The 21,854-nt window shown below is 71.8% G+C and carries 21 protein-coding genes and 5 pseudogenes; 9 read left to right on the top strand and 17 right to left on the bottom strand.

What is annotated here, in order from left to right:
- Positions 1 to 973: 973 nt before the first annotated feature.
- The 6 genes and pseudogenes from AB1285_RS21350 to AB1285_RS21375 all read left to right on the top strand — a co-directional run.
- Positions 974 to 1,408, top strand: a pseudogene (locus AB1285_RS21350) (RNA polymerase sigma factor); the annotation flags it as partial.
- Positions 1,409 to 1,474: 66 nt separating this feature from the next.
- Complete coding sequence (locus tag AB1285_RS21355; protein ID WP_429977859.1) at positions 1,475 to 1,744, top strand: zf-HC2 domain-containing protein; 270 nt, start codon at positions 1,475 to 1,477, stop codon at positions 1,742 to 1,744.
- A 591-nt stretch (positions 1,745 to 2,335) separates the two neighbouring features.
- Positions 2,336 to 2,881, top strand: a complete 546-nt coding sequence (locus AB1285_RS21360) for a hypothetical protein (protein ID WP_429977846.1) — start codon at positions 2,336 to 2,338, stop codon at positions 2,879 to 2,881.
- A 10-nt stretch (positions 2,882 to 2,891) separates the two neighbouring features.
- Complete coding sequence (locus tag AB1285_RS21365) at positions 2,892 to 3,263, top strand: YrdB family protein (protein WP_187663476.1); 372 nt, start codon at positions 2,892 to 2,894, stop codon at positions 3,261 to 3,263.
- 10 nt (positions 3,264 to 3,273) lie between these two features.
- Positions 3,274 to 4,641 (top strand): annotated as a pseudogene (locus AB1285_RS21370) (FAD-binding oxidoreductase).
- A 29-nt stretch (positions 4,642 to 4,670) separates the two neighbouring features.
- The gene (locus tag AB1285_RS21375; RefSeq protein WP_429977847.1) at positions 4,671 to 5,042 is read left to right on the top strand and encodes an NUDIX hydrolase; all 372 of its coding nucleotides are present in this window, start codon (positions 4,671 to 4,673) and stop codon (positions 5,040 to 5,042) included.
- 10 nt (positions 5,043 to 5,052) lie between these two features.
- On the opposite strand, the pseudogene nagB reads toward AB1285_RS21375, so the two are convergent.
- The 7 genes and pseudogenes from nagB to AB1285_RS21410 form a co-directional block, all read right to left on the bottom strand.
- A pseudogene (gene nagB / locus AB1285_RS21380) lies at positions 5,053 to 5,831 on the bottom strand (glucosamine-6-phosphate deaminase).
- 111 nt (positions 5,832 to 5,942) lie between these two features.
- On the bottom strand, positions 5,943 to 6,791 hold the full coding sequence (locus tag AB1285_RS21385; protein ID WP_429977848.1) for an ROK family protein: 849 nt from the start codon (positions 6,789 to 6,791) through the stop codon (positions 5,943 to 5,945).
- Positions 6,792 to 6,822: 31 nt separating this feature from the next.
- Complete coding sequence (locus AB1285_RS21390; protein WP_259951940.1) at positions 6,823 to 8,010, bottom strand: ROK family transcriptional regulator; 1,188 nt, start codon at positions 8,008 to 8,010, stop codon at positions 6,823 to 6,825.
- Between the two features lie 79 nt (positions 8,011 to 8,089).
- On the bottom strand, positions 8,090 to 9,235 hold the full coding sequence (locus AB1285_RS21395; RefSeq protein WP_429977860.1) for a beta-N-acetylhexosaminidase: 1,146 nt from the start codon (positions 9,233 to 9,235) through the stop codon (positions 8,090 to 8,092).
- Entirely contained in the window at positions 9,120 to 11,363 is a 2,244-nt protein-coding gene (locus tag AB1285_RS21400; protein WP_429977849.1) for an amidohydrolase family protein, read from the bottom strand. Before AB1285_RS21400 ends, AB1285_RS21395 begins: the two co-directional genes overlap by 116 nt.
- The gene (locus tag AB1285_RS21405) at positions 11,354 to 12,061 is read right to left on the bottom strand and encodes a hypothetical protein (protein WP_429977850.1); all 708 of its coding nucleotides are present in this window, start codon (positions 12,059 to 12,061) and stop codon (positions 11,354 to 11,356) included. The genes AB1285_RS21400 and AB1285_RS21405 overlap by 10 nt, the downstream gene beginning before the upstream one ends.
- Before the next feature lie 134 nt (positions 12,062 to 12,195).
- Complete coding sequence (locus AB1285_RS21410; protein ID WP_429977851.1) at positions 12,196 to 12,573, bottom strand: hypothetical protein; 378 nt, start codon at positions 12,571 to 12,573, stop codon at positions 12,196 to 12,198.
- Between the two features lie 25 nt (positions 12,574 to 12,598).
- Between AB1285_RS21410 and AB1285_RS21415 the strand changes: the two genes are divergently transcribed.
- Together AB1285_RS21415 and AB1285_RS21420 are read left to right on the top strand one after the other, a co-directional pair.
- Positions 12,599 to 13,003 (top strand): RidA family protein, encoded by a 405-nt coding sequence (locus tag AB1285_RS21415; protein WP_187663468.1) that lies wholly within the window; start codon positions 12,599 to 12,601, stop codon positions 13,001 to 13,003.
- A 115-nt stretch (positions 13,004 to 13,118) separates the two neighbouring features.
- On the top strand, positions 13,119 to 14,606 hold the full coding sequence (locus AB1285_RS21420; RefSeq protein ID WP_232089191.1) for a L,D-transpeptidase family protein: 1,488 nt from the start codon (positions 13,119 to 13,121) through the stop codon (positions 14,604 to 14,606).
- Between the two features lie 167 nt (positions 14,607 to 14,773).
- On the opposite strand, the gene AB1285_RS21425 is transcribed toward AB1285_RS21420, so the two are convergent.
- The gene (locus AB1285_RS21425) at positions 14,774 to 16,993 is read right to left on the bottom strand and encodes an NADP-dependent isocitrate dehydrogenase (protein ID WP_292796969.1); all 2,220 of its coding nucleotides are present in this window, start codon (positions 16,991 to 16,993) and stop codon (positions 14,774 to 14,776) included.
- Positions 16,994 to 17,156: 163 nt separating this feature from the next.
- On the opposite strand from AB1285_RS21425, the pseudogene AB1285_RS21430 reads away from it, so the two are divergent.
- Positions 17,157 to 17,614 (top strand): annotated as a pseudogene (locus AB1285_RS21430) (GNAT family N-acetyltransferase).
- A 562-nt stretch (positions 17,615 to 18,176) separates the two neighbouring features.
- Here AB1285_RS21430 and AB1285_RS21435 read toward each other — a convergent pair.
- From AB1285_RS21435 to AB1285_RS21475, 9 genes and pseudogenes are all read right to left on the bottom strand, one after another.
- Positions 18,177 to 18,329 (bottom strand): hypothetical protein, encoded by a 153-nt coding sequence (locus AB1285_RS21435; RefSeq protein ID WP_429977852.1) that lies wholly within the window; start codon positions 18,327 to 18,329, stop codon positions 18,177 to 18,179.
- 2 nt (positions 18,330 to 18,331) lie between these two features.
- Entirely contained in the window at positions 18,332 to 18,520 is a 189-nt protein-coding gene (locus AB1285_RS21440) for a hypothetical protein (protein WP_429977853.1), read from the bottom strand.
- Positions 18,521 to 18,713: 193 nt separating this feature from the next.
- Complete coding sequence (locus tag AB1285_RS21445) at positions 18,714 to 18,863, bottom strand: hypothetical protein (protein WP_429977854.1); 150 nt, start codon at positions 18,861 to 18,863, stop codon at positions 18,714 to 18,716.
- Positions 18,857 to 19,333, bottom strand: coding sequence for an ATP-binding cassette domain-containing protein (locus tag AB1285_RS21450; protein ID WP_429977861.1), 477 nt, complete (start codon positions 19,331 to 19,333; stop codon positions 18,857 to 18,859). The genes AB1285_RS21445 and AB1285_RS21450 overlap by 7 nt, the downstream gene beginning before the upstream one ends.
- A gap of 22 nt (positions 19,334 to 19,355) precedes the next feature.
- Positions 19,356 to 19,568, bottom strand: coding sequence for a hypothetical protein (locus AB1285_RS21455; RefSeq protein ID WP_429977855.1), 213 nt, complete (start codon positions 19,566 to 19,568; stop codon positions 19,356 to 19,358).
- A gap of 69 nt (positions 19,569 to 19,637) precedes the next feature.
- A complete protein-coding gene (locus tag AB1285_RS21460; protein ID WP_429977856.1) occupies positions 19,638 to 20,183 on the bottom strand; it encodes an ABC transporter transmembrane domain-containing protein in 546 nt (181 codons plus the stop codon).
- Entirely contained in the window at positions 20,080 to 20,310 is a 231-nt protein-coding gene (locus AB1285_RS21465; RefSeq protein WP_429977857.1) for a hypothetical protein, read from the bottom strand. Before AB1285_RS21465 ends, AB1285_RS21460 begins: the two co-directional genes overlap by 104 nt.
- Before the next feature lie 147 nt (positions 20,311 to 20,457).
- Positions 20,458 to 21,099 (bottom strand): ATP-binding cassette domain-containing protein, encoded by a 642-nt coding sequence (locus tag AB1285_RS21470; RefSeq protein ID WP_429977858.1) that lies wholly within the window; start codon positions 21,097 to 21,099, stop codon positions 20,458 to 20,460.
- A 402-nt stretch (positions 21,100 to 21,501) separates the two neighbouring features.
- Positions 21,502 to 21,846 (bottom strand): annotated as a pseudogene (locus AB1285_RS21475) (ABC transporter transmembrane domain-containing protein); the annotation flags it as partial.
- Positions 21,847 to 21,854: the final 8 nt, after the last annotated feature.

Raw genomic sequence — 21,854 nt, forward strand, 5'->3', positions numbered from 1 at the left:
TCGTGTTCGACGCGGCCCCGCACCGCGTGGCGCTCATCACCGACGCCATGGCGGCCGCAGGAAGCGCCGACGGCAGATACGACCTGGGTGCGGTGAAGGTGACCGTCGAGAACGGCGTGGCCCGCGCCGACGACACCGGCTCGATCGCCGGCTCCACCTTGACCCAGGACGTCGCGCTGCAGCGGGCCTGCAGCGGGCGTCGCTCTTGCGGAGGTCGTGCGGGCGCTCACGGAGACCCCGGCCCGCGCGATCGGACGCGAGGCGCAACCTCGGCGCGCTGCGTCCCGGCCTGCTCGGCGATGCCGTGCTGCTGGACGCGGGGCTGCGCGTCGCGCGGGTCTGGACGGGACCGGCGCTGCCCGCCTAGGAAGACAGCGCTCCGCGCGACGCGCAGCGCTGCGGTCTCCGGTCGATCGGACGAGACGATGTCACCGGACTCCCAGATCAGTGACGTGCGTCTCGCAAGGTGAGAGTGGAGGGCCGCCGTTCTCCCCAGATCGGCGGCCCTTTCCCTCCGTTCGAGCGGGCGGGGCCGGGAGCTCCTCCCCCGAGGATCCCGACCCGCCCACTGGTGCAGTACCCCCCCGCACCAGCCGCCGGAACTCCGCCCCCCGGTGGAGTCCATTTCGGCTGTCTCTACGGGATGAGACGAGGGCCGGCTCGGTTCATTACGCGGTTCTCGGAAAAAAGTTCAGAAAGTTCTCGCCGGGCGTCATCGCCGGGGCCGCGGAAGCGTCCCCGAGCATCTGCTCGGAGTCCGTCCCGGGGGTGGCCACGGCACCCATTTCGCGAGAGAATGGTCTGACCGCGTAATGAAAGACGCCTTCCCGCGTCTCTCCTCCTGGGGACGGTTGTGTGCCCCGGGACCAGATGGATGACCGTGCACCGAGAGAACACCACACCAGACGACACCATCGGCGATGCCGACCTGATCCTCCGCGTCCGCTCCGGCGACTAGGGGGCGTTCGGGGAACTCTGGAGGCGGCACTACCCGTCCGGAATGGCGGTCGCACGCTCGGTGACCTCCTCGATCGACCCGGACGACCTGGTGCAGGAGTCCTACACCCGCATCTACCAGGCGATCCTCAAGGGCGGCGGTCCCAACGGCTCGTTCCGCGCCTACCTCTTCACCAGCATCCGCAACACCGCCGCGGCGTGGGGACGAGCACGTCGCGAGACCGCGATCGACGAGCTCGACACGGTGGCCGATCCGGACAGCACCGAGCACGCCACGAACGAGGCCCTCGACCGCAGCCTCACCGCGCAGGCCTTCCGCAGCCTCCCGTCGCGGTGGCAAGAAGTGCTCTGGTACACCGAGATCGAGCAGATGAAGCCGCAGGAGGTGGCTCCGCTCCTCGGGATGAAGGCCGGTGCGGTGTCGCAGCTCGCCTTCCGTGCCCGCGAGGGGCTGCGCGAGGCGTGGATCCAGGCGCACCTGCGCAGCGCCAGTCCCGGCTCCGAGTGCCAGTGGACGATCGAGCACCTCGGCGCCTACTCGCGCGGCAACCTCGCCACCCGCGACCACCGACGACTGGAGCTGCACCTCGACGAGTGCGCCCCGCTGCATGATCGTCGCGGCCGAGGCGAAGGATGTGTCCAAGCGCCTCGCACTCGTCCTGCTCCCCGCTCGTCCTCGGCGCCACCGGTGCCTCCGGGTACCTCGCCGCCCTGCAGGGCGGTGCGCCCGGTCCTGGCCGTGGCGGGGATGTCGTCCCACCATCCCGGGCGCGGTGTTCGTCGGTGACGGCGGCATCGGCCAGGCCGCGGCGGCCACCTCCGGCGCGGGCGCAGCCGGCTCAGGAGCGGGCTCGGCCGGCGGCGCCGGCTCGGGCGCGAGCACGGGCGGCGTCTTCACGGGCATGGGCGCCGTCGTCGGCGCCGGGTCGGCAGCCCTCGTGGTGGCCGGAGTGGTCGCCGCAGCGGCCATCGTCCCCGGACTCGCGGGCGCGAACCCGGCGACCTCCCTGCCCACGCGCTCGGACACCGACCCGTCGTCGATCGCGACCGACATCGCCCCGGACTCCTCGCTGAACCTCGACGAGCCCGTGGTGATCGAGACGCCGGAGAACGACGAGACGCCTGCACCTCCTGCCGAGGAGGAGACGGCGCCGCCGTCTCCTCAGAGGCCGGGCCCGACACGGCACCCGCCGTCCCGGATGTCCCCGCGGCGCTTCCCGAGGCCACGCAGCCGCCTGTCGTCCCCGAGAACCCCGACACTTCGCCGAAGCCTCCCGGGGAGCCCAGCGAGCCCAGCGAGCCCACAATCCCGACTGACCCGCCCACATGGAGCACCGCTGCTTTCTGGCTTGATGACAAGTTCAACTGGCACTACGTCGTGCCGGTCGCGGGTGCGCCGGGCACCATCGTGCAGGCCCTCCTCGGCGGCGAGGAGGGAGGCAGGGTCGTCCTCGGCGACGACGGCACGGGCACCATCGAGCTCCGCCCGTCGTGGGAACAGTTCTGGCAAGCCAGTCTCGTGCCCGTGACCTTCCGCTACGTCCTCCCCTCCGGCGCGGACGCCCCGTCGGCCGTCACCACGCTCTACGCCTTGCAGCCCGAGGACGCGGCGGCCGATCAGCGCGCTGCGGCGGCTGCGCCTGTCGAGCAGACGGCGGTCGTCATCGACGAGGCCGAGCCGGTGACCGCTCCGGTCGAGGCCCCGGCGCCCGCCGCCTCTGAGGACACCGCGACACCCGCCGACGAGGTCGAGGCAGCTCCCGCACCCGTGGAGCCCGCGCCGGCGGAGCCCGCGCCGGCCGCCGAAGCTGCGCCGGCCCCCGAAGCTGCGCCGGCCGCCGACGCTGCACCGGCCGCACCGGCTGAGGAGGCCCCGGCCACGGAGGCCCCGGCTCCGACCGAGGACGCTCCGGTCGCGGAATAGACTGGGACGCATGACCCCGGATTCCGCCCCCGTCGCCGGCGTCGACCGTCCGGCCATCACGGCCCTCGACATCGTGCGCGTCGTCGTCCTCATCGTGGCGATCGCCTCGCTCGCCCTGTGGGGGTTCGCCAGCTGGGACCTGCCGTGGAGCATCGTCATCGGCGTCGGCGCCCCCGTGGTCACCCTGCTGCTGTGGGCGCTCTTCCTCTCGCCGCGGCCGGTTCTTCGCGTGCATCCCTTCCTCCGGGCGGTCGTCGAACTGTTCATCTACGTGGGCGTGACCATCGCCTGGTGGTCCATGGGCCAGGCCCTGATCGGCACCGCCTTCGCCCTGGTCGCCGTCGTCGCGGGCGTCCTCAGCGGACGCCGCGCCCTGGCATGAGCGCACGGTCGTGAGCGTCGTCTCGCTGCTCCGCGACGCCCTCGGGGCGCGCGTGGACGTCAGCGAGCAGACGAGGCAGGACGCCAGGTCCGACCGTTCCGGTCATGCCGCGGTGGGCCTCCCGCTGGCCGTCGTCCATGCCGAGAGCGTGGACGACGTGCAGCAGACGATGCGGATCGCCACCGCCACGCGCACTCCCGTCGTCGTGCGCGGCGCCGGGACGGGGCTCGCCGGCGCCGCGAATGCGGGCGACGGCGAGATCGTCCTCTCCCTCCGCCGGATGGACGCCGTCCTCGAGGTGCGACCGGACGACCTCCTCGCCGTGGTCGAACCCGGGATCCTCAACGCCGACCTCAACGCGCACCTGGCCGCGCACGGCCTCTGGTGGGCCCCTGACCCCGCCAGCCGCGACATCTCGACGGTGGGTGGCAACATCGCGACCGGAGCCGGCGGACTCCTCTGCGCGAAGTACGGTGTCGTGCGGGATGCGGTCCTCGGCGTCGACCTCGTCCCTCGCGGACGGTCGCCTGCTGCACCTCGGCCACCGCAGCGTGAAGGGCGTGACCGGGCTCGACCTCACCGCTCTCGTGGTGGGATCGGAGGGAACGCTCGGCGTCGTCGTCGGGGCGACGCTCAAGCTGCGCAGACTGGTGCCGGGCGAGACCTGCACGGTGACCGCGACCTTCCCCGGCGTGCGAGCCGCGGCCGCGGGTTCTGCCGCCGTGACCGCTGCGGGAATCCAGCCGGCGATCATGGAGCTCATGGATGCCGCCAGTCTCACCGCCGTCCATGCCCTCCTCGGGCTCCCGGCACCGACGCCGGGGGCCGCGCAGCTGACGATCCAGACCGACGGCCCCGCCGCCCGCGCGGAGGCGGAGGCCATCGCCGCGATCCTGAGCGCCCACGAGGGCGTCCCCGTGGTCTCGCACGACCCCGTCGAGGGCGATCGGCTGCTCGCGGTCCGGCGATCCATGCACGCCGCGATGGCGTCGCTCGGGACCACCCTCATCGAGGACGTCCTCCGTGCCGCGGAGCGCCATGCCGGCGATGTTCGACGAGATCGCACGGATCGAGCGGGAGTTCGACATGGTGATCCCGACGGTCGCACACGCGGGGCGACGGCAATCTGCATCCGAACTTCATCTTCGAGGGCCCGGAGACCCCGGCCCGGGTGTGGGAGGCGGCCGATGAGCTCTTCCGCGCCGCGATCCGGCTGGGCGGAACCCTCACCGGCGAGCACGGCATCGGCGTCCTCAAGAGACGATGGCTGGCCGACGAACTCGGCGAGGACCAGTGGCGCCTTCAGCGCGACATCGCGGCCGTGTTCGATCCGCTCGGCATCCTCAACCCCGGAAAGGTCTTCTCCCCCGATGCCTGACATCCACGTGAGCGCGGCCGTGATCGTCGATGCGGAGGGGCCGCGTCCTGGTCGTCCGCAAGCACGGCACGACGCGCTTCATGCAGCCGGGAGGGAAGCCGGAAGCGGGCGAGTCCCCCGCCGAGACCCTCATCCGGGAGCTGCACGAGGAGCTCGGTCTCGAGCTCGCGGAGACCGACCTCCGGCCGCTGGGGCGCTTCGTGTCGGCGGCCGCCAACGAGCCGGGGCACCGCGTCGTGGCCGACGCGTTCTCGGCCTCGATCGATCCCGACGGGGTCCGGGTGCAGGCCGAGCTCGCCGAACTGCGCTGGATCACCCCGGCGGACGTCGCGACGCTTCCGCTGGCCCCGCTGAGCGTCGAGCACCTGCTGCCGCTCGCCTGGCCCGCCGCAGCGCGCTAGCCCGTCCGGGTCAGATGCCCTGCCAGGAGGCTTGTTCGCGAACGTGTAGCGGTAGTAGTCCGCGAGCTGCAGCTTCGACGCGGCGGCTTCGTCGACGACGACAGTGGCGTGCGGGTGCAACTGGATGGCCGATCCGGGCAGCAGCGCCGTGAGCGGCCCCTCGACCGCGCCGGCCACCGCCTCCGCCTTGCCGGCGCCGAATGCCAGCAGCACGAGGTGGCGGGCCTCGAGGATGGTGCCGAGGCCCTGCGTGATGCAATGCATCGGCACGTCGCCGATAGAGTCGAAGAAACGGGCGTTGTCCTCACGCGTCTGCTCGGTGAGGGTCTTCACCCGCGTCCGGGACGCGAAAGAGGACCCGGGCTCGTTGAACCCGATGTGGCCGTCCGTGCCGATGCCGAGGATCTGCAGGTCGACGCCGCCGGCCGCCGCGATGGCCGCGTCGTAGTCCTCACCGGCGTGCTGGATGGTGGCCTGCGCGCCGTTCGGCACGTGGATGCGCTCCGGGTCGAGGCCGAGCGGCTCCACCACCTCACGGGTGATCACGGAGCGGTAGCTCTCCGGGTGGGACGGGTCGATGCCGACGTACTCGTCGAGCGCGAAGCCGCGCACCTGCGACACGTCGCGTCCCGCGAGGCGGCTGCGGAGAGCCTGATAGACCGGCAGCGGCGTCGATCCGGTCGCGAGCCCCAGGACGGCGTCCCGACGGCTGTCGATGAGCTCGACGATCTCGGTGGCGACCAGGGCGCCGGCGGCCTCGGCATTCTCGACGATGACGACCTCAGCCATGCGGAACGATCTCCTTCTCAGAAATGGATGCGCCCACCAGAGCGGCGCCGAAAGCGGCGGCGGGGGAACCCGCGGGGAGCAGTTCGATTCTCTCATCCAGCCGCAGGGACTTCAGGAACGGTGGACGCCTCGGCACCGGCGTGCAGCGCGGCACGGACCCCCCGCCGCCAGCCGGCCGCCGAGAGCGGTGAGTCCCCCGCCGATGACCACGGTCTCGACGTCGGCCGACAGCACGAGCACGCGTACGGCCGCCGCGGCCCCGAAGAAGAGGTCCGCCTGCAGGGCCTGGGCGTGCGGATCGCCCGCGTCGGCCGCCTCGACGATGTCCTTGACGGGCAGCGCACCGGGACGTCCCCACGCCTTGGCCAGCGCCCCACCGCCGCAGAAGGTCTCCACGCAGCCGCGCTGCCCGCACCCGCACAGCCGGCCGCGGGGATCGACGGAGAGGTGTCCGACCTCGCCGGCGGTCCCGCGGGCGCCGCGCCAGATGCGGCCGTCCACCACGATGCCGGCGGCGACGCCGGTGCCGAGGTTCAGATAGGCCATGGAGCCGGCGACGTCGCTCAGGACCGCGGCGCCGAGCGCGGCGGCCTTCACGTCGTTCTCCACCCGGAACGGAACGCCGAGTGCGTGCTCGGCGCGCGCCGCGAGGTCGAGCGACTCCACCCCGAGATTCACGGCGTGCAGCACGCGGCCGGTCTCCGCATCCACGAGGCCGGGGATGCCGATGCCGGCGGATCCGACCGCGGACAGCGGCAGTCCGCTCTCCTCGGCAAGGGCGGCGACGGTCGACACGATGCTGTCGACGACGGCGTCCTCTCCCCACCCGGTCGGGCGGCGGAGGCGGGCGAGGATCGTCCCTGCCGGATCGACGGCGACGGCGTCGATCTTCGTGCCGCCGACGTCCAGACCCACGCGAAGGGGCCGACCGGCGCGGTCGGCGGAGGCGGGGACGATCATCGGATGCCGTTCCCGATCATGGTCGCGGATGTCACGACACCCCCAGCTGCCCGGAGAGGACCATGACGGCGGCACCGCGGAGCACGATGTCGTCCTGACGGGTGAGCCGCACCATGACGTCCTCGAAGACGCCCTCGAGCGTCCGCGCGTGCAGCGTCTCGACGGCCGCGTCGATGAGCGTGCCGTCCAGCAGCTCGGCGGGCCCGGAGAGCACGACCTCGGACAGGTCCAGGGCGGCGACGATCGGGGCGATCGCGATCGCCATGCGGGTCCCGGAGTCGCGGAGGATCTCCTCGCGGGCGGCCGGGTCGGCGTCGAGCGCCTCCTGCATGCGACTCACGCTCAGCCATGCCTCCAGGCAGCCGATCTTGCCGCAGGCGCAGCGAGGGCCGCCGTCCGTGCCGACGACGACGTGACCGATCTCCCCGGCGGCGAAACGGCTGCCGAGGAGCGGCTGGCTCCCGGTGATCAGCCCAGCACCCACGCCTCGACCGATCTTGATCAGCATGAAGTCGGCCTCCGCCTCGCCGAACGTGTACTCGGCGAGGACCGCGGCATTGGCGTCGTTCCGTGCGAGCACCGGCAGGTCGAGGTCGGCGCTGAGCTTCGCCTCCAGCGGGAAGTCCGTCCAGCCGAGGTTGGGCGAGCTGAGGACGAGGCCGTCTGGGCGCACGACACCCGGGGTGCCGATGCCGACGCCGAGCACCGGCTGCGTGGCGATCTCGACGAGGGTCTGCGCGAGGCCGCGGAGAGCCTCATACGCGGCATCGCCGTCCGGCGTCTCCGGACGCGGCACCTGCCGCCGCTCCAGCACGTCGCCGTCCAGGCTGAGGACGGCGCCCTCGAAGGCGGTCGGACCGGAGAGGTCGAGCCCGATGATCTGATGCCCCACCCGATCGATGTCGATGAGGATGGGCGGCTTGCCGGGGCCGACGGCCTCGCGCACGCCGATCTCGACGACGATGCCGTCGGCGATGAACTCCGCGACCAGATCCGAGATCGTGACGCGTGTGAGGCCGGTCTCGCGGGAGAGGTCAGCGCGACTCATCGCCCCCGAGTGATACAGCGTCTGCAGCACGAGCGCGCGGTTGTGTCCGCGGGCGTGCTCGGGGAGCACCTTGGTGCGCGAGCGGAGATGCCGCGCGGGGCCGAAGGCGTGCGCGTTCGCGGCGACGAAGTCTGTCGTCGCCGCGGGGCGCTGATCATCCGAAACGGACATGTTTGTTAGTAGACCTTACGAACAGGATTTGTGCAACTGTTCCGCGCGATTCCGCGGGCAGGGTTACCGAAACGTGACATCATGCCGACCGCGGCGGTTCGTCGTCCGCCGCCATCCGGAGCAGCCGCTCGACGAGCCCGGCGACGATCCCCTCCCGGGTCTCGACGGTCATGGGTTTGCCGGGAACCCCCGGTCGCCGCTGCTCGGGCGAACGGCCCGTCCAGCGGACGATACCGCACGCCCACCGCGGCGAGGCGCCGCAGATGCGTGGGCAGCCGCCGGGCGAAGTCCGCGAAGGGCGCGGCTCTCCCCCGTCCCACAACCGCTCCGCGATCGCGGCGAGGCGCGGGAACATCGCGAAGTCGACCCGGTCCCTGCTCGGCAGGTGCTCCGTCCAGATGTTCGCCTGCCCGCCGACCGCGCCGTCGACGACCTCGAACGAGTACGCGCGCTCGATGGTCAGCGGGGGCCCGACGCGGATGGGCTCCTCGGCCGATTCGGACTGCGGGTAGTCGAGGTACACCTCGAGATCCGGGCACCCGACAACGGGGATCCCCCGCCGCAGCGCCTCGCGCATGGCGACCGGCCCGCGCCAGGCGAGGATGCGCACGCCCTCCGGGACCTCGCCCTCCAGCACCTCGTCCCAGGCGAGTGCCGTCCGTCCCCTGCGGCGGACGTGCGCGACGAAGTGCGCCGTGAACCAGGGCTGGACGTCGTGCGCGGTGGCCAGCCCGAGCTCCCGCATCCGCGCGGCGGCGGCCGCGCTCTCCGCCCACTCGGTCACCGGCACCTCGTCGCCGCCGATCCCGATCCATGCGGACGGGAACACGTCGCACAGCGCATCGATGGCGGCACGGCCGAAGGCCAGCGCCTCCTCGGTCGGCGCGAGGGTGCGCGCGTTCACGCCGAAACGCTCCCACGGCCCGGTGGGCGGCGTCCCGACGTCGAGGTTGCCCAGCTCCGGGTACGCGGCGAGCGCGGCCTGGATGTGTCCCGGCAGCTCCACCTCGGGCACGAGAGTGACGAAGCGGTCGGCCGCATACCGCACGAGGTCGCGCAGCTCGGCGGTCGTGTAGAAGCCCTCGTGCACGCCGGGCTCGACCGTGGCCTCAGGGCCGTGGCCGCGTTGCGTGGCCTCGCGCCGCGCACCGACCTCGGTCAGGCGCGGATACCGCGGCACCTCGAAGCGCCAGCCCTGATCGTCCGTCAGGTGCAGGTGCAGGATGCTGAGGTGGTGATCGGCGAGCAGGTCGATGAGACGACGTACGTCCTCCACGGGGGCGGAAGTGGCGCGCCACGTCGAGCATCGCTCCACGCCAGGCGTAGGCGGGAGAGCCCTCCCAGCGCCCTGCCGGGATCGTCGCGGGGAGAGCGGGGTCGTGGTCCGGGTCGCGGAGCTGACGGAGCGTGGTCGCGCCGCGGAAGACCCCCTCCGGCGTCGCCCCCGCGATCTCGATCCCCGAGGCCGTCGCGGTCACGCGGAAGGCCTCGGGGCCATGGCGCCCTGCCGCGGATGCCGCGGCGCCCAGCTCCGGATCGATCACGAGGCGGATGGCGGGCAGCGTGTCGTCCGCTCCCCCGCCGCCGAGTCGTGCGACGGCCGCGGCCAGCTCCGGTGCCGCCTCGATCGGGGTCGACGGGGTCCATCGGAGGCCCGGAGCCAGGGAGTCGATCTCTGCGACGACGTGCGGCACCGTCGCGCGCGCCGCCGAGGGGGGCATCCGCAACGCGCGGCCGGCGACCGCACCGGTGGGGTCGCCGTCGATGACGACCGGCACGCCGCCGACGAGAACCTCGCGCACACCCTGCGGCGCACCGTGCGGGTCGTCGAACGTGGCTCCGGCCGCGATCGTCTCCGGGTCGAACAGCACCAGGTCGGCGGTGGCGCCCTCGCGGAGCACACCGCGCGGCGCGTCACCGCGGTCGAGGCCCAGGCGGGCGGCCGGGTTGCCGGAGAGATGGTGGACGGCCTCCTCGAGGCTCAGCACCCCCAGGTCCCTGACGTAGTGACCGAGGTAGCGAGGGAATGTGCCGCGGCCGCGCGGGTGCGGCCGGGCACCGATGAGGATGCCGTCGCTGCCTCCGGAGTGCCGCGGGTGCCGCATGATGGCGCGGACGTTGTCCTCGTCGCCGATGTGCATGAGCACGCCGGTGGCGCCCGCATCGGCGAGGATCGTGTCGATCACGACGTCCACGGCGCGCTGCCCGGTCTCCGCCGCGATGGCGGCGATCGTGCGGCCGACGAGGCCGGCCAGAGCGGGGGTGCCCGTCCCCGAGATCTGGATCACCGACCAGTCCGCCACCTCGCCGTGGAACCCGTCGCAGCCGATCTCCTCCAGCTCGACGCGGACGGCCTCGCGCCCCTCCGCATCCAGGCCGGCCAGGACGCCCAGCAGGTCGCCGGTCGCCGCCAGCCTGCTCGGCAGGAGCGCCGCGAGAGTGGTCGCCCCCGGGAGGTACGGGTAGGTGTCCAGCGTCACGTCGACGCCGTCGGCCGTCGCCTCGTCGACGAGCGCCAGCAGCTCCGCGGCACGCCCGCGGTTCGGCGCGAAGTTCATGGTCGCGTGTGTGAGATGGACGGGACACCCGGTACGGCGGCCGATCTCGATCGCCTCGCGATACGCATCCAGCGCCGCCCGTCCGTAGCTGCGGGTGTGCGGCGCCCAGTAGCCGCCGCGCTCCGCGACCACTCGGCAGAGCGCCTCCAGCTCGGCGACGTCGGCGTACATCCCCGGGGTGTAGGTCAGGCCGCTCGACATGCCGAAGGCCCCGGCATCCAGGGCCTGGCCGAGGAGGTCGGCCATCGCCACGATCTCGGCGGGAGTCGCCCGACGGTCATCGTGCCCGACCACCATCATCCGGAGGTTGCCCTGCGGCACCAGCACCGCGGCGTTGGCCACCGCGGCGACGTCGATCGCCTCCAGGAAATCGTCCATCGACCGCCACGGGACCTCCGCCGGCCGCCCGTTCCAGCCCGCGATCTGGGCGGGGACGACGGCGGCGGTCGCCTCGTCCAGCGGCGCGTAGCCCAGGCCGTCCTGGCCGAGCACCTCTGTCGTGACCCCCTGACGGATCTTGGCGTCGTGCGCGGCGCCCTGGAGCACCGCGAGGTCGCTGTGCGCGTGCATGTCGATGAAACCAGGCGCCAGGACGAGGCCGGACGCGTCGACCTCGACCGCGTCGTCCGGCAGCTCCAGCGTCGTCCCGTCGCCGTCGCGGATGACGGCGACGACCCTGGCCCCCTCCACCGCGACGTCCGCGACGAAGCGCGGGGCGCCGGTGCCGTCGACGACGGTCGCCCGCCGGTAGACGCGCACGAGGCCCGCCGCCGCCTTCTCCGCGCTCAGAAGCATGTCGCCACCGCCCCGATCACCCGCGGGTCCGCGGCGTCGGGGTCGTCGATCACGGCGACGACGCGCCATTTGTCGAACGCGGTGCACGGGTGCGAGAGGCCGAGGCGCACGACCTCGCCGACCGCGACGGTCGCCCCGTCGGCGGGTCGGAGGAAGGCGTGCTGGTCGTTCAGGGCCGTCACGGTGCCGGCGACCGACTGCGGCGCCGGGAGGTCGATGTCGAACGGCACGTCCCGCCGCCCGGCGTCGAGCAGGGCGAGGCCGGGTTCGGGCTGCGAGACCACCCGCGACCACGCGTGCATCGCGGAGCGCAGCGGGGCGGTGTCCGTGAGCGGACCGAACGGCGACATGCGGGAGTAGAAGCCGTCGTCGTGGATCTGGAAGGCACCGGAGCGCAGCACGACCTCGGCGTCCGCTCCCGCGGCGCCGAGGACCGCGGCGGCGCGATCGGGGAAGGAGCTGCCGCCCGCGCTGAGCACGGGGCGGACGCCGTCGGGGTACTCCAGTCGGCGATGCAGCTCGACGAGGGTGGCCAGGAAGCCGTCCACCGCGGCGACTGACGCCGCGGAGCGATCGGGGCCGAAGGGGCCTTCGTAGCCCGTCACTCCGGCGAGGCGGAGACCGGGGGCGGCCATGATCGCCGCGGCGATGCGCTCGCCCTCCGCCACGGTCCGCGCACACCGTGCGCCCCTGCGCACCGCCGAGCTCCACGAGCACGTCCAGCGGACGCGGGGCGTCCGCGAGGGCGTCGGCGAGGATCGCCACGCCGGCGAGGGAGTCCGCCCCGCACAGGATCCGCAGGCCTTCGTCGGCCGCGAGCAGCGCCCCGAGCTCACGGGCCGCAGCGCCGTCGGTCACCCCCGTTGGCGATGAGCACCGTCGGGACACCGGCGTCGACGGCGACGCGGGCCTGCCACGGCGTCGCCACGGAGATCCCCCAGGCCCCGGCGTCCAGCAAGCGCTGCCACAGCGCGGGCGCCATGGTGGTCTTGCCGTGCGGGGCGAGGCGGACGCCCTCGCGCGCGGCCCAGCCGAACACCGTGTCCTCGTTGTGCGCGATCGCGTCGGCATGCACCGTGAGCACCGGCGTGCCGAGGTCCGAGAGGCGCAGCCCCGCACCAGCCACCTCCGACAGACGCAGGCCCGCGGCGTGCGCCGGGAACCCCTTCGCCCAGGCGCCGAGGACGGGATCCGGAATTTGTAGAGGCATCTAACAAGGCTACTAGGCTGGCGGCATGACCGCGAAGACACGAGTTTCCACCGACGCCGCCCCCGCTCCCGCGCACACGTTCTCCCAGGGCGTCCGCAAGGGCCCGATCGTCCAGGTCTCCGGCCAGGGCCCCGTCGACCCGCAGACCAACGAGTACCTGTACCCGGGCGACGTCGCGGCGCAGACCACCCGCACGCTCGAGAACGTCAAGGCCATCGTGGAGGCCTCCGGCGCCACGTTCGACGATGTCGTGATGCTGCGCGTGTACCTCACCACGCGCGAGGACTTCCCGATCATGAACGAGGCCTACGGCGCGTTCGTCGAGGCCCACACGACCAGCGGCGTGCTGCCCTCGCGCACCACCGTCTTCACCGGTCTTCCCCGCGAGGAGATGCTCGTCGAGATCGACGGGCTCGCCGTCATCGACTGACCCCCGACACCCCTGGCGAACGGGGAGGCACCTTATCAGGACCGTTGCCTCCCCGTTACCAGCCATCCCGTACCATGGACGACAGGACACGTCGAGACTGCGGGGGGTGTAGTTCGTGACCGATCTGATTTCCACGCCGGGCACTGCGACGGGGGCACAGCCCGACGATGCGACACCGACGAGTGTCCTGACGCCGGAGGCGGCGACCGACACGGCCCCGCCGCAGACCGGCGAGCAGCCCCTGGCCTGGGCTCCCGTCGAGCCGGCCCCGAAGAAACGCCGCCTCGGCCTGTGGATCGGTCTCGGCCTCGGCGTGGTCGCGCTCGGCGCCGGCGCCGCCTCGATGATCCTCATCGCCCCCGGCACCACCGTCGCGGGCATCCCGGTGGGCTGGATGACTCCCGGTGCCGCCGCCGAGACGATCAGCTCGCACCTCGCCCAGACCGAGGTCACCCTCACGGGCGACGGCGACGACGCCGTGCTCACCGGCGCCGACCTGGGGGCGACCGCCGACGCCACGGCCCTCGCCGATGCCGCGTTCTCGGCGCATCCGATGTGGAATCTCGGCGCCTGGATGGGCGACCCCGTGCCCGCGGACATCGTCCTCGACCAGGAGACCGCATCCGCCGCGCTCCGGGCGGCCGTCCCCGGGAGCTTCGTCGACCCGGTCGACGCCGCCGTGGTCTTCGACGCCGCGAAGGGCACCTACACCGTCACTCCGTCCGTTCCCGGCACCGGTGTCGACGTGGCCGATCTGAACGCTGCTTTCGTCGAGGCTGTCGGCGACGGACGCACGACCTTCGAGTACCCGGGCGACCCTGTCGAAGCCCTGCCCGCCGTGTCCGACGACGACGCGACGGCGACCGCCACCACCCTCAACACCATGCTGTCCACCATCGGCTTCTACGTCGGCAAGGAGCGCACCGTCCCGGTCTCCCCCGCGGTCGCCGCGTCCTGGCTGACCGTGGTCGACGAAGACGGCCAGCTCCGCATCGAGGCGGATCCGGCGGCGATCCAGACCACCGTCGACACGCTGCCCGCCGCCGTGGACCGCGCGCCCGTGAACGCGACCAACATCGTCGACTCCGCGGGGAATGTGCTGCGCGCCGAGAAGGAGGGCGCCACCGGACGCGCCCTGGGAGACACCGACGGCATCGCCGACGACTTCGCGACGCAGCTCGCCGCGGGCGACGGCACCTTCGCGCTCTCCGTGACCGAGACGCCGTTCGAGACCACGAACCTGTTCCGCCGTGCGGAGATCAACCTCAGCACGCAGCGCGCCTACCTCTTCGAGAACGACAAGGTCGTGCAGTCCTGGGCGGTCTCGACGGGCCTGCCCGGTACGCCGACGCCGACCGGCAACTTCAAGGTCTTCGCGCACACGTCGATGCAGGACATGGGCTGCTACGAGGGCGCGCCGTACTGCACCGAGGACGTGCCCTGGATCACATGGTTCGCCCCGAACATCGGCTTCCACGGCACCTACTGGCACAACAACTTCGGCAACCGGATGAGCCACGGCTGCGTGAACCTGCCGATCGACCTCGCCAAGTACGTCTACGACTGGTCCCCCGTCGGCCTCGAGGTCTCCGTCTACAACTGATCCGGTTCGCGTGCCGAGCACAGCTTCGGAGACGCGGAACGACACGCCGCCGAGGCGTCCCCTCTCCCAGGGTGTCGCGGTCGCGCTCCGCAGTCGTGCTCGGGCCTGGCGGAGGGCGGACAGCGAGAAGGGGGCGGATGCCGCAGCATCCGCCCCCTTCCGTCGTCTCAGCGCAGGGCGTCGACGATCTCGTTGAGCGTCGTGGACGGGCGCATGACCGCCGCTACGAGCTTCTCGTCCGGGCGGTAGTACCCGCCGATCTCCACGGGCTTGCCCTGCACCGCGTTGAGCTCGGAGACGATGGCCTCCTCGTTCGCTGCGAGCTTCTCGGCCACCGGGGCGAAGGCCGCGGCGAGCTCCGGGTCCTTCGTCTGCTTCGCCAGCTCCTGCGCCCAGTACAGCCCCAGGTAGAAGTGGCTGCCGCGGTTGTCGATCGTGCCGAGCGCGCGGCCCGGCGAGCGGTCCTCCTCGAGGAAGGTACCGGTCGCGGCGTCCAGCGTCTCGGCGAGCACGCGGGCCTTCTCGTTGCCCGTGCGGTCGGCGAAGTGCTCGAGCGAGGCGGCCAGCGCGAAGAACTCGCCCAGAGAGTCCCAGCGCAGGTAGTTCTGCTCGACCAGCTGCTGCACGTGCTTCGGAGCGGAGCCACCGGCACCCGTCTCGAACAGTCCGCCGCCGGCGAGCAGCGGCACGATCGAGAGCATCTTGGCGCTCGTGCCGACCTCGAGGATCGGGAACAGGTCGGTGAGGTAGTCGCGCAGCACGTTGCCCGTCACCGAGATGGTGTCGAGACCGTGACGCATGCGCGCCAGCGTGTACCGCGTCGCCTCCTCCGGCGCGAGGATCGTGATCGTCAGGCCCTTGGTGTCGAGCGTGGCGAGGCCCTGGTGCACCTTCGCGATGATCTGGGCATCGTGCGAGCGGTTCGCGTCGAGCCAGAACACCGCGGGCACGCCGGTCGCACGGGCACGGCCGACGGCGAGCTTGACCCAGTCCATGACCGGGATGTGCTTGGTCTGCGTCGCGCGCCAGATGTCGCCCTTGCCGACCTCGTGCTCGATGAGGACGGTGCCTTCGCTGTCCAGCACCTGGACGATGCCGTCCGCCGCGATCTCGAACGTCTTGTCGTGGCTGCCGTATTCCTCGGCCGCCTGCGCCATGAGACCCACGTTCGGCACGGTGCCGATGGTGGCCGGGTCGAGCGGGCCGTTCGCGATCACATCGTCGATCACCGCCTGGTAGACGCTCGCGTAGGACGAGTCGGGGATGACCGCGATCGTGTCGGCCTCCTCGCCGTCCTTGCCCCAGAGCTTGCCGCCGTTGCGGACGAGCGCCGGCATGGACGCGTCGACGATGACATCGCTCGGCACGTGGAGGTTGGTGATCCCCTTGTCGGAGTTCACGTACGACAGACGCGGCCCCTCGGCGATGGCCTTGTCGAACGCCGCAGCGATCTCCTCGCCACCGGTGACGTTCGCCAGGCCCGCGAGGATGGAGCCGAGGCCGTCGTTCGCGCTCAGTCCGGCCTCGGCGAGCTGCGTGCCGTACTGGTCGAAGACATCCTTGAAGAACGCCTTCACCACGTGGCCGAAGATGATCGGGTCGCTGACCTTCATCATCGTCGCCTTGAGGTGCACCGAGTAGAGTACGTCGTCGGCCTTGGCCTCCGCGAGGGTGTCCGCGAGGAAGGCGTCCAGCTCCTTCGCGGAGAGGAACGTCGCGTCGATGATCTCGCGCGGGAGGACCTTGAGTCCTTCCTTGAGGACCGTGACGGTGCCGTCCTTCGCCGTGTGGCGGAAGGAGAGGACGTCGTCGTGAGCGGCGACCCACGAGCGCTCGTTGTGCTTGAAGTCGTCGTGGCCGAGGGTCGCGACGCGGGTCTTCGAGCCCTCGGCGAACGGCTTGTTGCGGTGCGGGTGCTTCTTGGCGTAGTTCTTCACCGCGAGCGGCGCGCGGCGGTCGCTGTTGCCCTCGCGCAGCACCGGGTTCACTGCGGAGCCCTTGATGCGGTCGTAGCGGGCGCGGACGTCCTTCTCCTCCAGCGACGAGGGCTCGTCCGGGAAGTCGGGGACGTCGTAGCCCTGCTGCTGCAGTTCCGCGATGGCGGCCTTGAGCTGCGGGATCGACGCGGAGATGTTCGGCAGCTTGATGATGTTCGCCTCGGGGAGCGTGGCGAGGCCGCCGAGTTCGGCCAGCGCGTCGCCGACCTGCTGCTCCGGGGTGAGCTTCTGGGGGAAGGCGGCGAGGATGCGGCCGGCCAGAGAGATGTCCCGCGTCTCGAATTCGATGCCCGCCTGGCCCGTGTAGGCCTGGATGATCGGCAGGAACGAGGCGGTGGCCAGCGCCGGTGCCTCGTCGGTGTAGGTGTAGATGATGGCGTCGTCGGTCACCGGGAGGTTCTCCGTTCACGAGGGCTATTTGTCTCGATACCAAGATACCTGAGCGGCCCTCGCCCCGAAGCGGCGCTCCCGGCGACGGGGTCCGGCACGTGACCGGTCCGTGAAAGTCCGCCCGAGTGATGAATGCGGTGAGCGGAGGGGCTAGCCTGGGGGCATGTCCGAACTGCGCATGGTCGAACTCTCCGCCGCGACGATCGTCGCCGTGAACAACCTGTCGCTCAAGCCCGGACAGGAGCAGTTCCTCGCGCCCGTCTCGTACGGCATCGCGGCCACCGTCATCAACCCGCAGACCTCCTGGCAGCGGGTGATCCTGGACCGCAACGAGGTCGTGGGCTTCGTCAGCGCCAACTTCGACGACGAGGCCCCGGAGGAGCACTTCGCTCCGTGCTGTGGCGCTCAACGTCGACGCGGACGACCAGGGTCGCGGCATCGGCCGCTTCGCCGTCGAGAACCTCATCGACGAAGCGCGCACCCCGCGGCGTCGACCACGTCAACGTGATCTACGAAGCGGGCGAGGACGGCCCGGAGGCCTTCTTCCGTCGCGTCGGCTTCACCCCCGTCGGGGAGACGGCCTACGGCGAGGTCATCGCCGAGATCCGCGTCCCCTCCTGAGACCGGCGGCGGGGTCTCGAATCCCCTCCCCCATCGAGACTCCGTCGCCCTCGGATCCCGCCGGACGGCTCGACCTCGATCCTCCTCAGCGCTGACCGTGCCGTCCGGAGGCGTGCCCTTGCCCCGGCGACTGTTCCACGCGGCGAGCGCTGAGGCGGCAGCACCTGCTGCGCGCGTCGATGGCCCTCCGCGGAGCGGTGCAGCATGTCCTGCGCGGCGTCCTGCCAGGCCGCGGTGGGAGGTGCCTCGCCCGTCTGGACCTTCGCCGCGTGCTCGGCGGCCTCGAACGCCCGCTCCAGCTCCGCGACAGCGTCGCGGTACGCCGCGTACTCGGCGGCGGTCACCGGCCCGTCGTCTGCCGACGCGCCTCGACCGCGGCACCGGCGGCCCGCAGGTAGGCGGCCGTCTCCGGACGCTTCACGTCCGTCATCTCGGGATAGGTGATCTGCAACGCGGGTCTGTCTCATACCGCATCCACGCGCCGTCACCCGCGTCGTGCTCCGCATACAGCGCTCCAGCGGCCGCGGCGCGGAGCCGGCGGGGATCGCGGCGCGAGCGGCGTTCACCCTGACCCGCCGGCGCGGACGTCGGCCGCCGCGGCCCTGGCGTCGCGCTCACGCTCCTTGAGCATGCGTCGGGCGCCGGACACCTGCTCCGCGCTCGCCCGCTGCGCGGCCCGCTCGGCGGAGACCCGGGCGAGGTCGGCCCGTGCCACCTTCAGGGCCGTCCGTCGCACCACCGCGCGCTGCTGGGCCTCGCGGAGGTTCCGTGCCGGGCCGCGTCGTACTCCAGCCGGCGGCCGCTGCGGGTGTTGCGCCGACGGACGCCGATCGCGCCCGCGGTCACCCCAGCGGCGGCGGTCGGCACGAGCCACCACCACTCCGCGACGAGGAGGAAGGGGTCCATCCCTCGATGCTACCGATCCCGGCGCACCCGCGCCCGGACGAGGAAGCCCCGCATCCGTACGGATGCCGGGGCCACTGTCGCGTCAGGACGTCAGACGAGCGTCTCCTGCCAGGCCGCGTGCAGCTGGGCGAACTTCCGGTGCCGCCGATGAGGGCGGCGGGGGTGTCGTCCTCGATGATCCGGCCGTGCTCCATCACGAGCACACGGTCAGCGATCGCCACCGTCGACAGCCGGTGCGCGATGATGATCGCCGTCCGTCGGCCAGCAGCGTCTGCAGCGCGTCCTGGAACAGCCGCTCGGACGGGATGTCCAACGAGGCCGTCGCCTCGTCGAGGATCAGCACCGCCGGGTCGGCGAGGAAGGCGCGGGCGAACGGATGAGCTGTCGCTGCCCTGCCGAGACACGACCACCGCGCTTGTTCACGTCGGTGTCGTACCCGTCCGGCAGCGCCGAGATGAACGCGTCGGCGCCCACCGCCCCGCGCCGCCTCGCGGATCTCGTCCAGAGTCGCATCCGGGCGCCAGAGCGCGATGTTGTCGGCGACGGTCCCGCTGAACAGGTACGCCTCTGCGTGACCATGACGATCGCGCGGCGGAGGTCCTTCGGGTGCAGCGACCGCAGATCGACGCCGTCGAGGGTCACCGTCCCCGCGGACGGGTCGTAGAACCGGGAGATGAGCTTGGCCAGCGTGGACTTGCCCGCCCCCGTCGTCCCGACCAGCGCGATCGTCTGCCCGGCGGGGATGTCGAGCGAGAAGTTCGGCAGGATCGTCTTGTCCTCGTTGTACGCGAACGTGACCTCGTCGAAGCGGATGTGCCCCCGGGACTCCCAGAGGTCACCGGCTTCTCGGGGTCCGGCACCGTCGGCACCCCTCCAGGACGCCCGACACCTTCTCCAGCGCCGCGGTGGCGGACTGGTAGGAGTTGAGGAACATCGCGATCTCCTGCATCGGAGCGAAGAAGTTGCGCACGTAGAGGACGGCGGACAGCAGCACGCCGACCGTCAGGGCCCCCTCCGAGACCCGGATGCCGCCCCACAGCACGACCACGCCAGACGAGCGCCGCGACGCCCATGAGCCCCGGCTCGAACGTGCCGAACAGCAGCATCGAGCGGCGGTTCACGTCCCGGTACTCGCCGGCCACGCCCTGGAAGGCCTCGTCGTTGCGCGGCTCCTTCGGAAGGCCTTGACCGCGCGGATGCCCGTCATGGTCTCCACGAACTGCACGATCACCTTCGCGCTGATCACCCGGGACTCGCGGTACACGAGCTGGGAGCGCGAGTAGAACCAGCGCATGAGGAAGAACAGCGGTACGCCGCCGATCGCGAGGATCAGGCCGGACTGCCAGTCCCACACGCACAGGGCGATGAACGTGAAGACACCGAAGAGCACGCCGGAGACGAGCTCGTTCAGACCGCCGTCGAGGAGTTCCTTGATGGAGTCCAGGTCGCTCGTCTGGCGCGAGATGATCCGCCCGGACGTGTACGACTCGTGGACTCCAGGCTCAGGCGCTGGGTGTGCAGGAAGATGCGCTTGCGCAGGTCCAGCAGGACGGCCTGGGTCAGCTTGGCCGCGATGATGACGTACCAGGCAATGAGCACGGCGGCCAGAGCGCCGGCGAGAAGATAGATCCGCCGACGACGAAGGTGGGCATCCAGTCGGCATCGTCGAGCACCGCCGGCAGCGCGCGGTCGAGGCCGATGCTGATGAGGATCGGCCCGGCCACCTGCAGCGCCGTCGAGATGACGAGCAACGTGGCGGCGAGCACGATCTGCGGCTTGAGCGGGCGCACGAGCGAGCCGAGCAGCCGCAGCGAGCGACGGCGGATCGCCCCTGCTCTCCTCCGTGGTGAGGCGGGAGCGGTCCTCGTCCTGGGTTCCGGTGAGGGAGCTCATCGCTGCACCTCCTCTCCTGCGAATCGGGAGGCGCTTCCGGCGCCTCATCGTCGGCCTCCTGGCGGATGCCGTCCTGCACGGTGTCGTGGATCTCCGACTGCTCGTCGCGGATGATCGGGATGGCGCCGGTGCGGGCCGCCTCCTCGGCCTCCAAGCTGGAGATGACGTGCCGGTAGTGCCGGCTCGTCTTCAGCAGCTCGGTGTGCGTGCCGACCGCGGTGATCCGGCCGTCCTCCCAGCAGCGCCACGCGATCGGCGAGGGCCACGGTGGACGACGGTGTGCGACGATCATCGCCGTGGTGTCGGCGAGCACGTGCCGCAGCGCCTCCTCGACGAGGGCCTCGGTGTCGACGTCCCAGCGCCGACAGCGGGTCGTCCAGGACGAGCACCCGCGGCGTGGCGGCCACCGCTCGGGCGAGGGCGAGCCGCTGGCGCTGTCCGCCGGACAGGCTCAGTCCCTCTTCGCCGATGACCGTCTCGACGCCCTCGGGGAGCGTGTCGACGAAGGCGGCCTGCGCGACGTCGAGCGCCTCGCGCAGGACGCCGCTCGGCTTCGGGGCTGTGCACGTCGAGGTCGGCGCGCCCCGAGCAGGGACGTTCTCGCGGACCGAGGCGGAGAAGAGCGTCGCGTCCTCGAACGCCATCGCGATGTGCTCGCGCAGCTCGGCGAGGGTGAGGTCGCGCACGTCGACGCCGTCGAGCGTGACCCCGCCCTCCCGTCACGTCGTAGAGCCGCGTCGGCAGGGTCGTCAACGTGGTCTTGCCGCTGCCGGTGAGCCCGACCAGCGCCATGGTCTCCCCCGGTCGGAGCACGAGGTCGATGCCGTCGAGCAGGTCCCGCTCGTCGGGGGCCGCGTCCTGGTAGCGGAAGTGCGCGTTCTCGAACGCGAGCTCGCCGCGCGGTTCTCGATGTGCACGGGGTTCGCGGGGTCGGTGATGGTGTTCGTCTCCGAGAAGATGTCGAACACGCGGTCCGTCGCCGTGCGCGCGTCCAGCATGAACGAGAAGAGGAAGCCGATCGACTCGATCGGCCAGCGCAGCACGACGGCCATCGCGAAGAAGGCGAAGAGCTCCGCCGAGGTGATCGCGTCCTGCGAGATGAGCCAGATGCCGGACATCAGGCTCAGGCCGAAGGCGATCTGCGGCATGAGGTCGAGCCAGAACCAGATCGAGGCGATGGCTCGGGCCTTGCTCATCTCGGTCTCGCGCAGCGTCTCGGCCTGACGGCTGAAGCGGCGGAGGGCGTGCGTGCCCCGTCCGAACGCCTTGAGCACCCGGATGCCGTGCACGCTCTCCTCGACGCTCGTGGCGAGGTCGCCGGCCTGGTCCTGGCTGCGCCGCGTGAGGGCGCCGTAGCGCTTCTCGAACAGGTAGCCGCGGATCCACAGCGGATCGCCGTCACCAGGAAGATCGTGCCCAGCAGCCAGTGCCAGCGAACAGC

It is taken from the genome of Microbacterium sp. NRRL B-14842, assembly GCF_050470785.1.

Bases quoted from the DNA above. Each gene is read 5' to 3' on its own strand.
- AB1285_RS21365 (WP_187663476.1), top strand. From the start codon at position 2,892: ATGACCCCGGATTCCGCCCCCGTCGCCGGCGTCGACCGTCCGGCCATC.
- AB1285_RS21375 (WP_429977847.1), top strand. From the start codon at position 4,671: ATGCGGAGGGGCCGCGTCCTGGTCGTCCGCAAGCACGGCACGACGCGC.
- AB1285_RS21385 (WP_429977848.1), bottom strand. From the start codon at position 6,791: ATGATCGTCCCCGCCTCCGCCGACCGCGCCGGTCGGCCCCTTCGCGTG.
- AB1285_RS21390 (WP_259951940.1), bottom strand. From the start codon at position 8,010: ATGTCCGTTTCGGATGATCAGCGCCCCGCGGCGACGACAGACTTCGTC.
- AB1285_RS21400 (WP_429977849.1), bottom strand. From the start codon at position 11,363: ATGCTTCTGAGCGCGGAGAAGGCGGCGGCGGGCCTCGTGCGCGTCTAC.
- AB1285_RS21410 (WP_429977851.1), bottom strand. From the start codon at position 12,573: ATGCCTCTACAAATTCCGGATCCCGTCCTCGGCGCCTGGGCGAAGGGG.
- AB1285_RS21415 (WP_187663468.1), top strand. From the start codon at position 12,599: ATGACCGCGAAGACACGAGTTTCCACCGACGCCGCCCCCGCTCCCGCG.
- AB1285_RS21440 (WP_429977853.1), bottom strand. From the start codon at position 18,520: ATGGACCCCTTCCTCCTCGTCGCGGAGTGGTGGTGGCTCGTGCCGACC.
- AB1285_RS21460 (WP_429977856.1), bottom strand. From the start codon at position 20,183: ATGCCGACTGGATGCCCACCTTCGTCGTCGGCGGATCTATCTTCTCGC.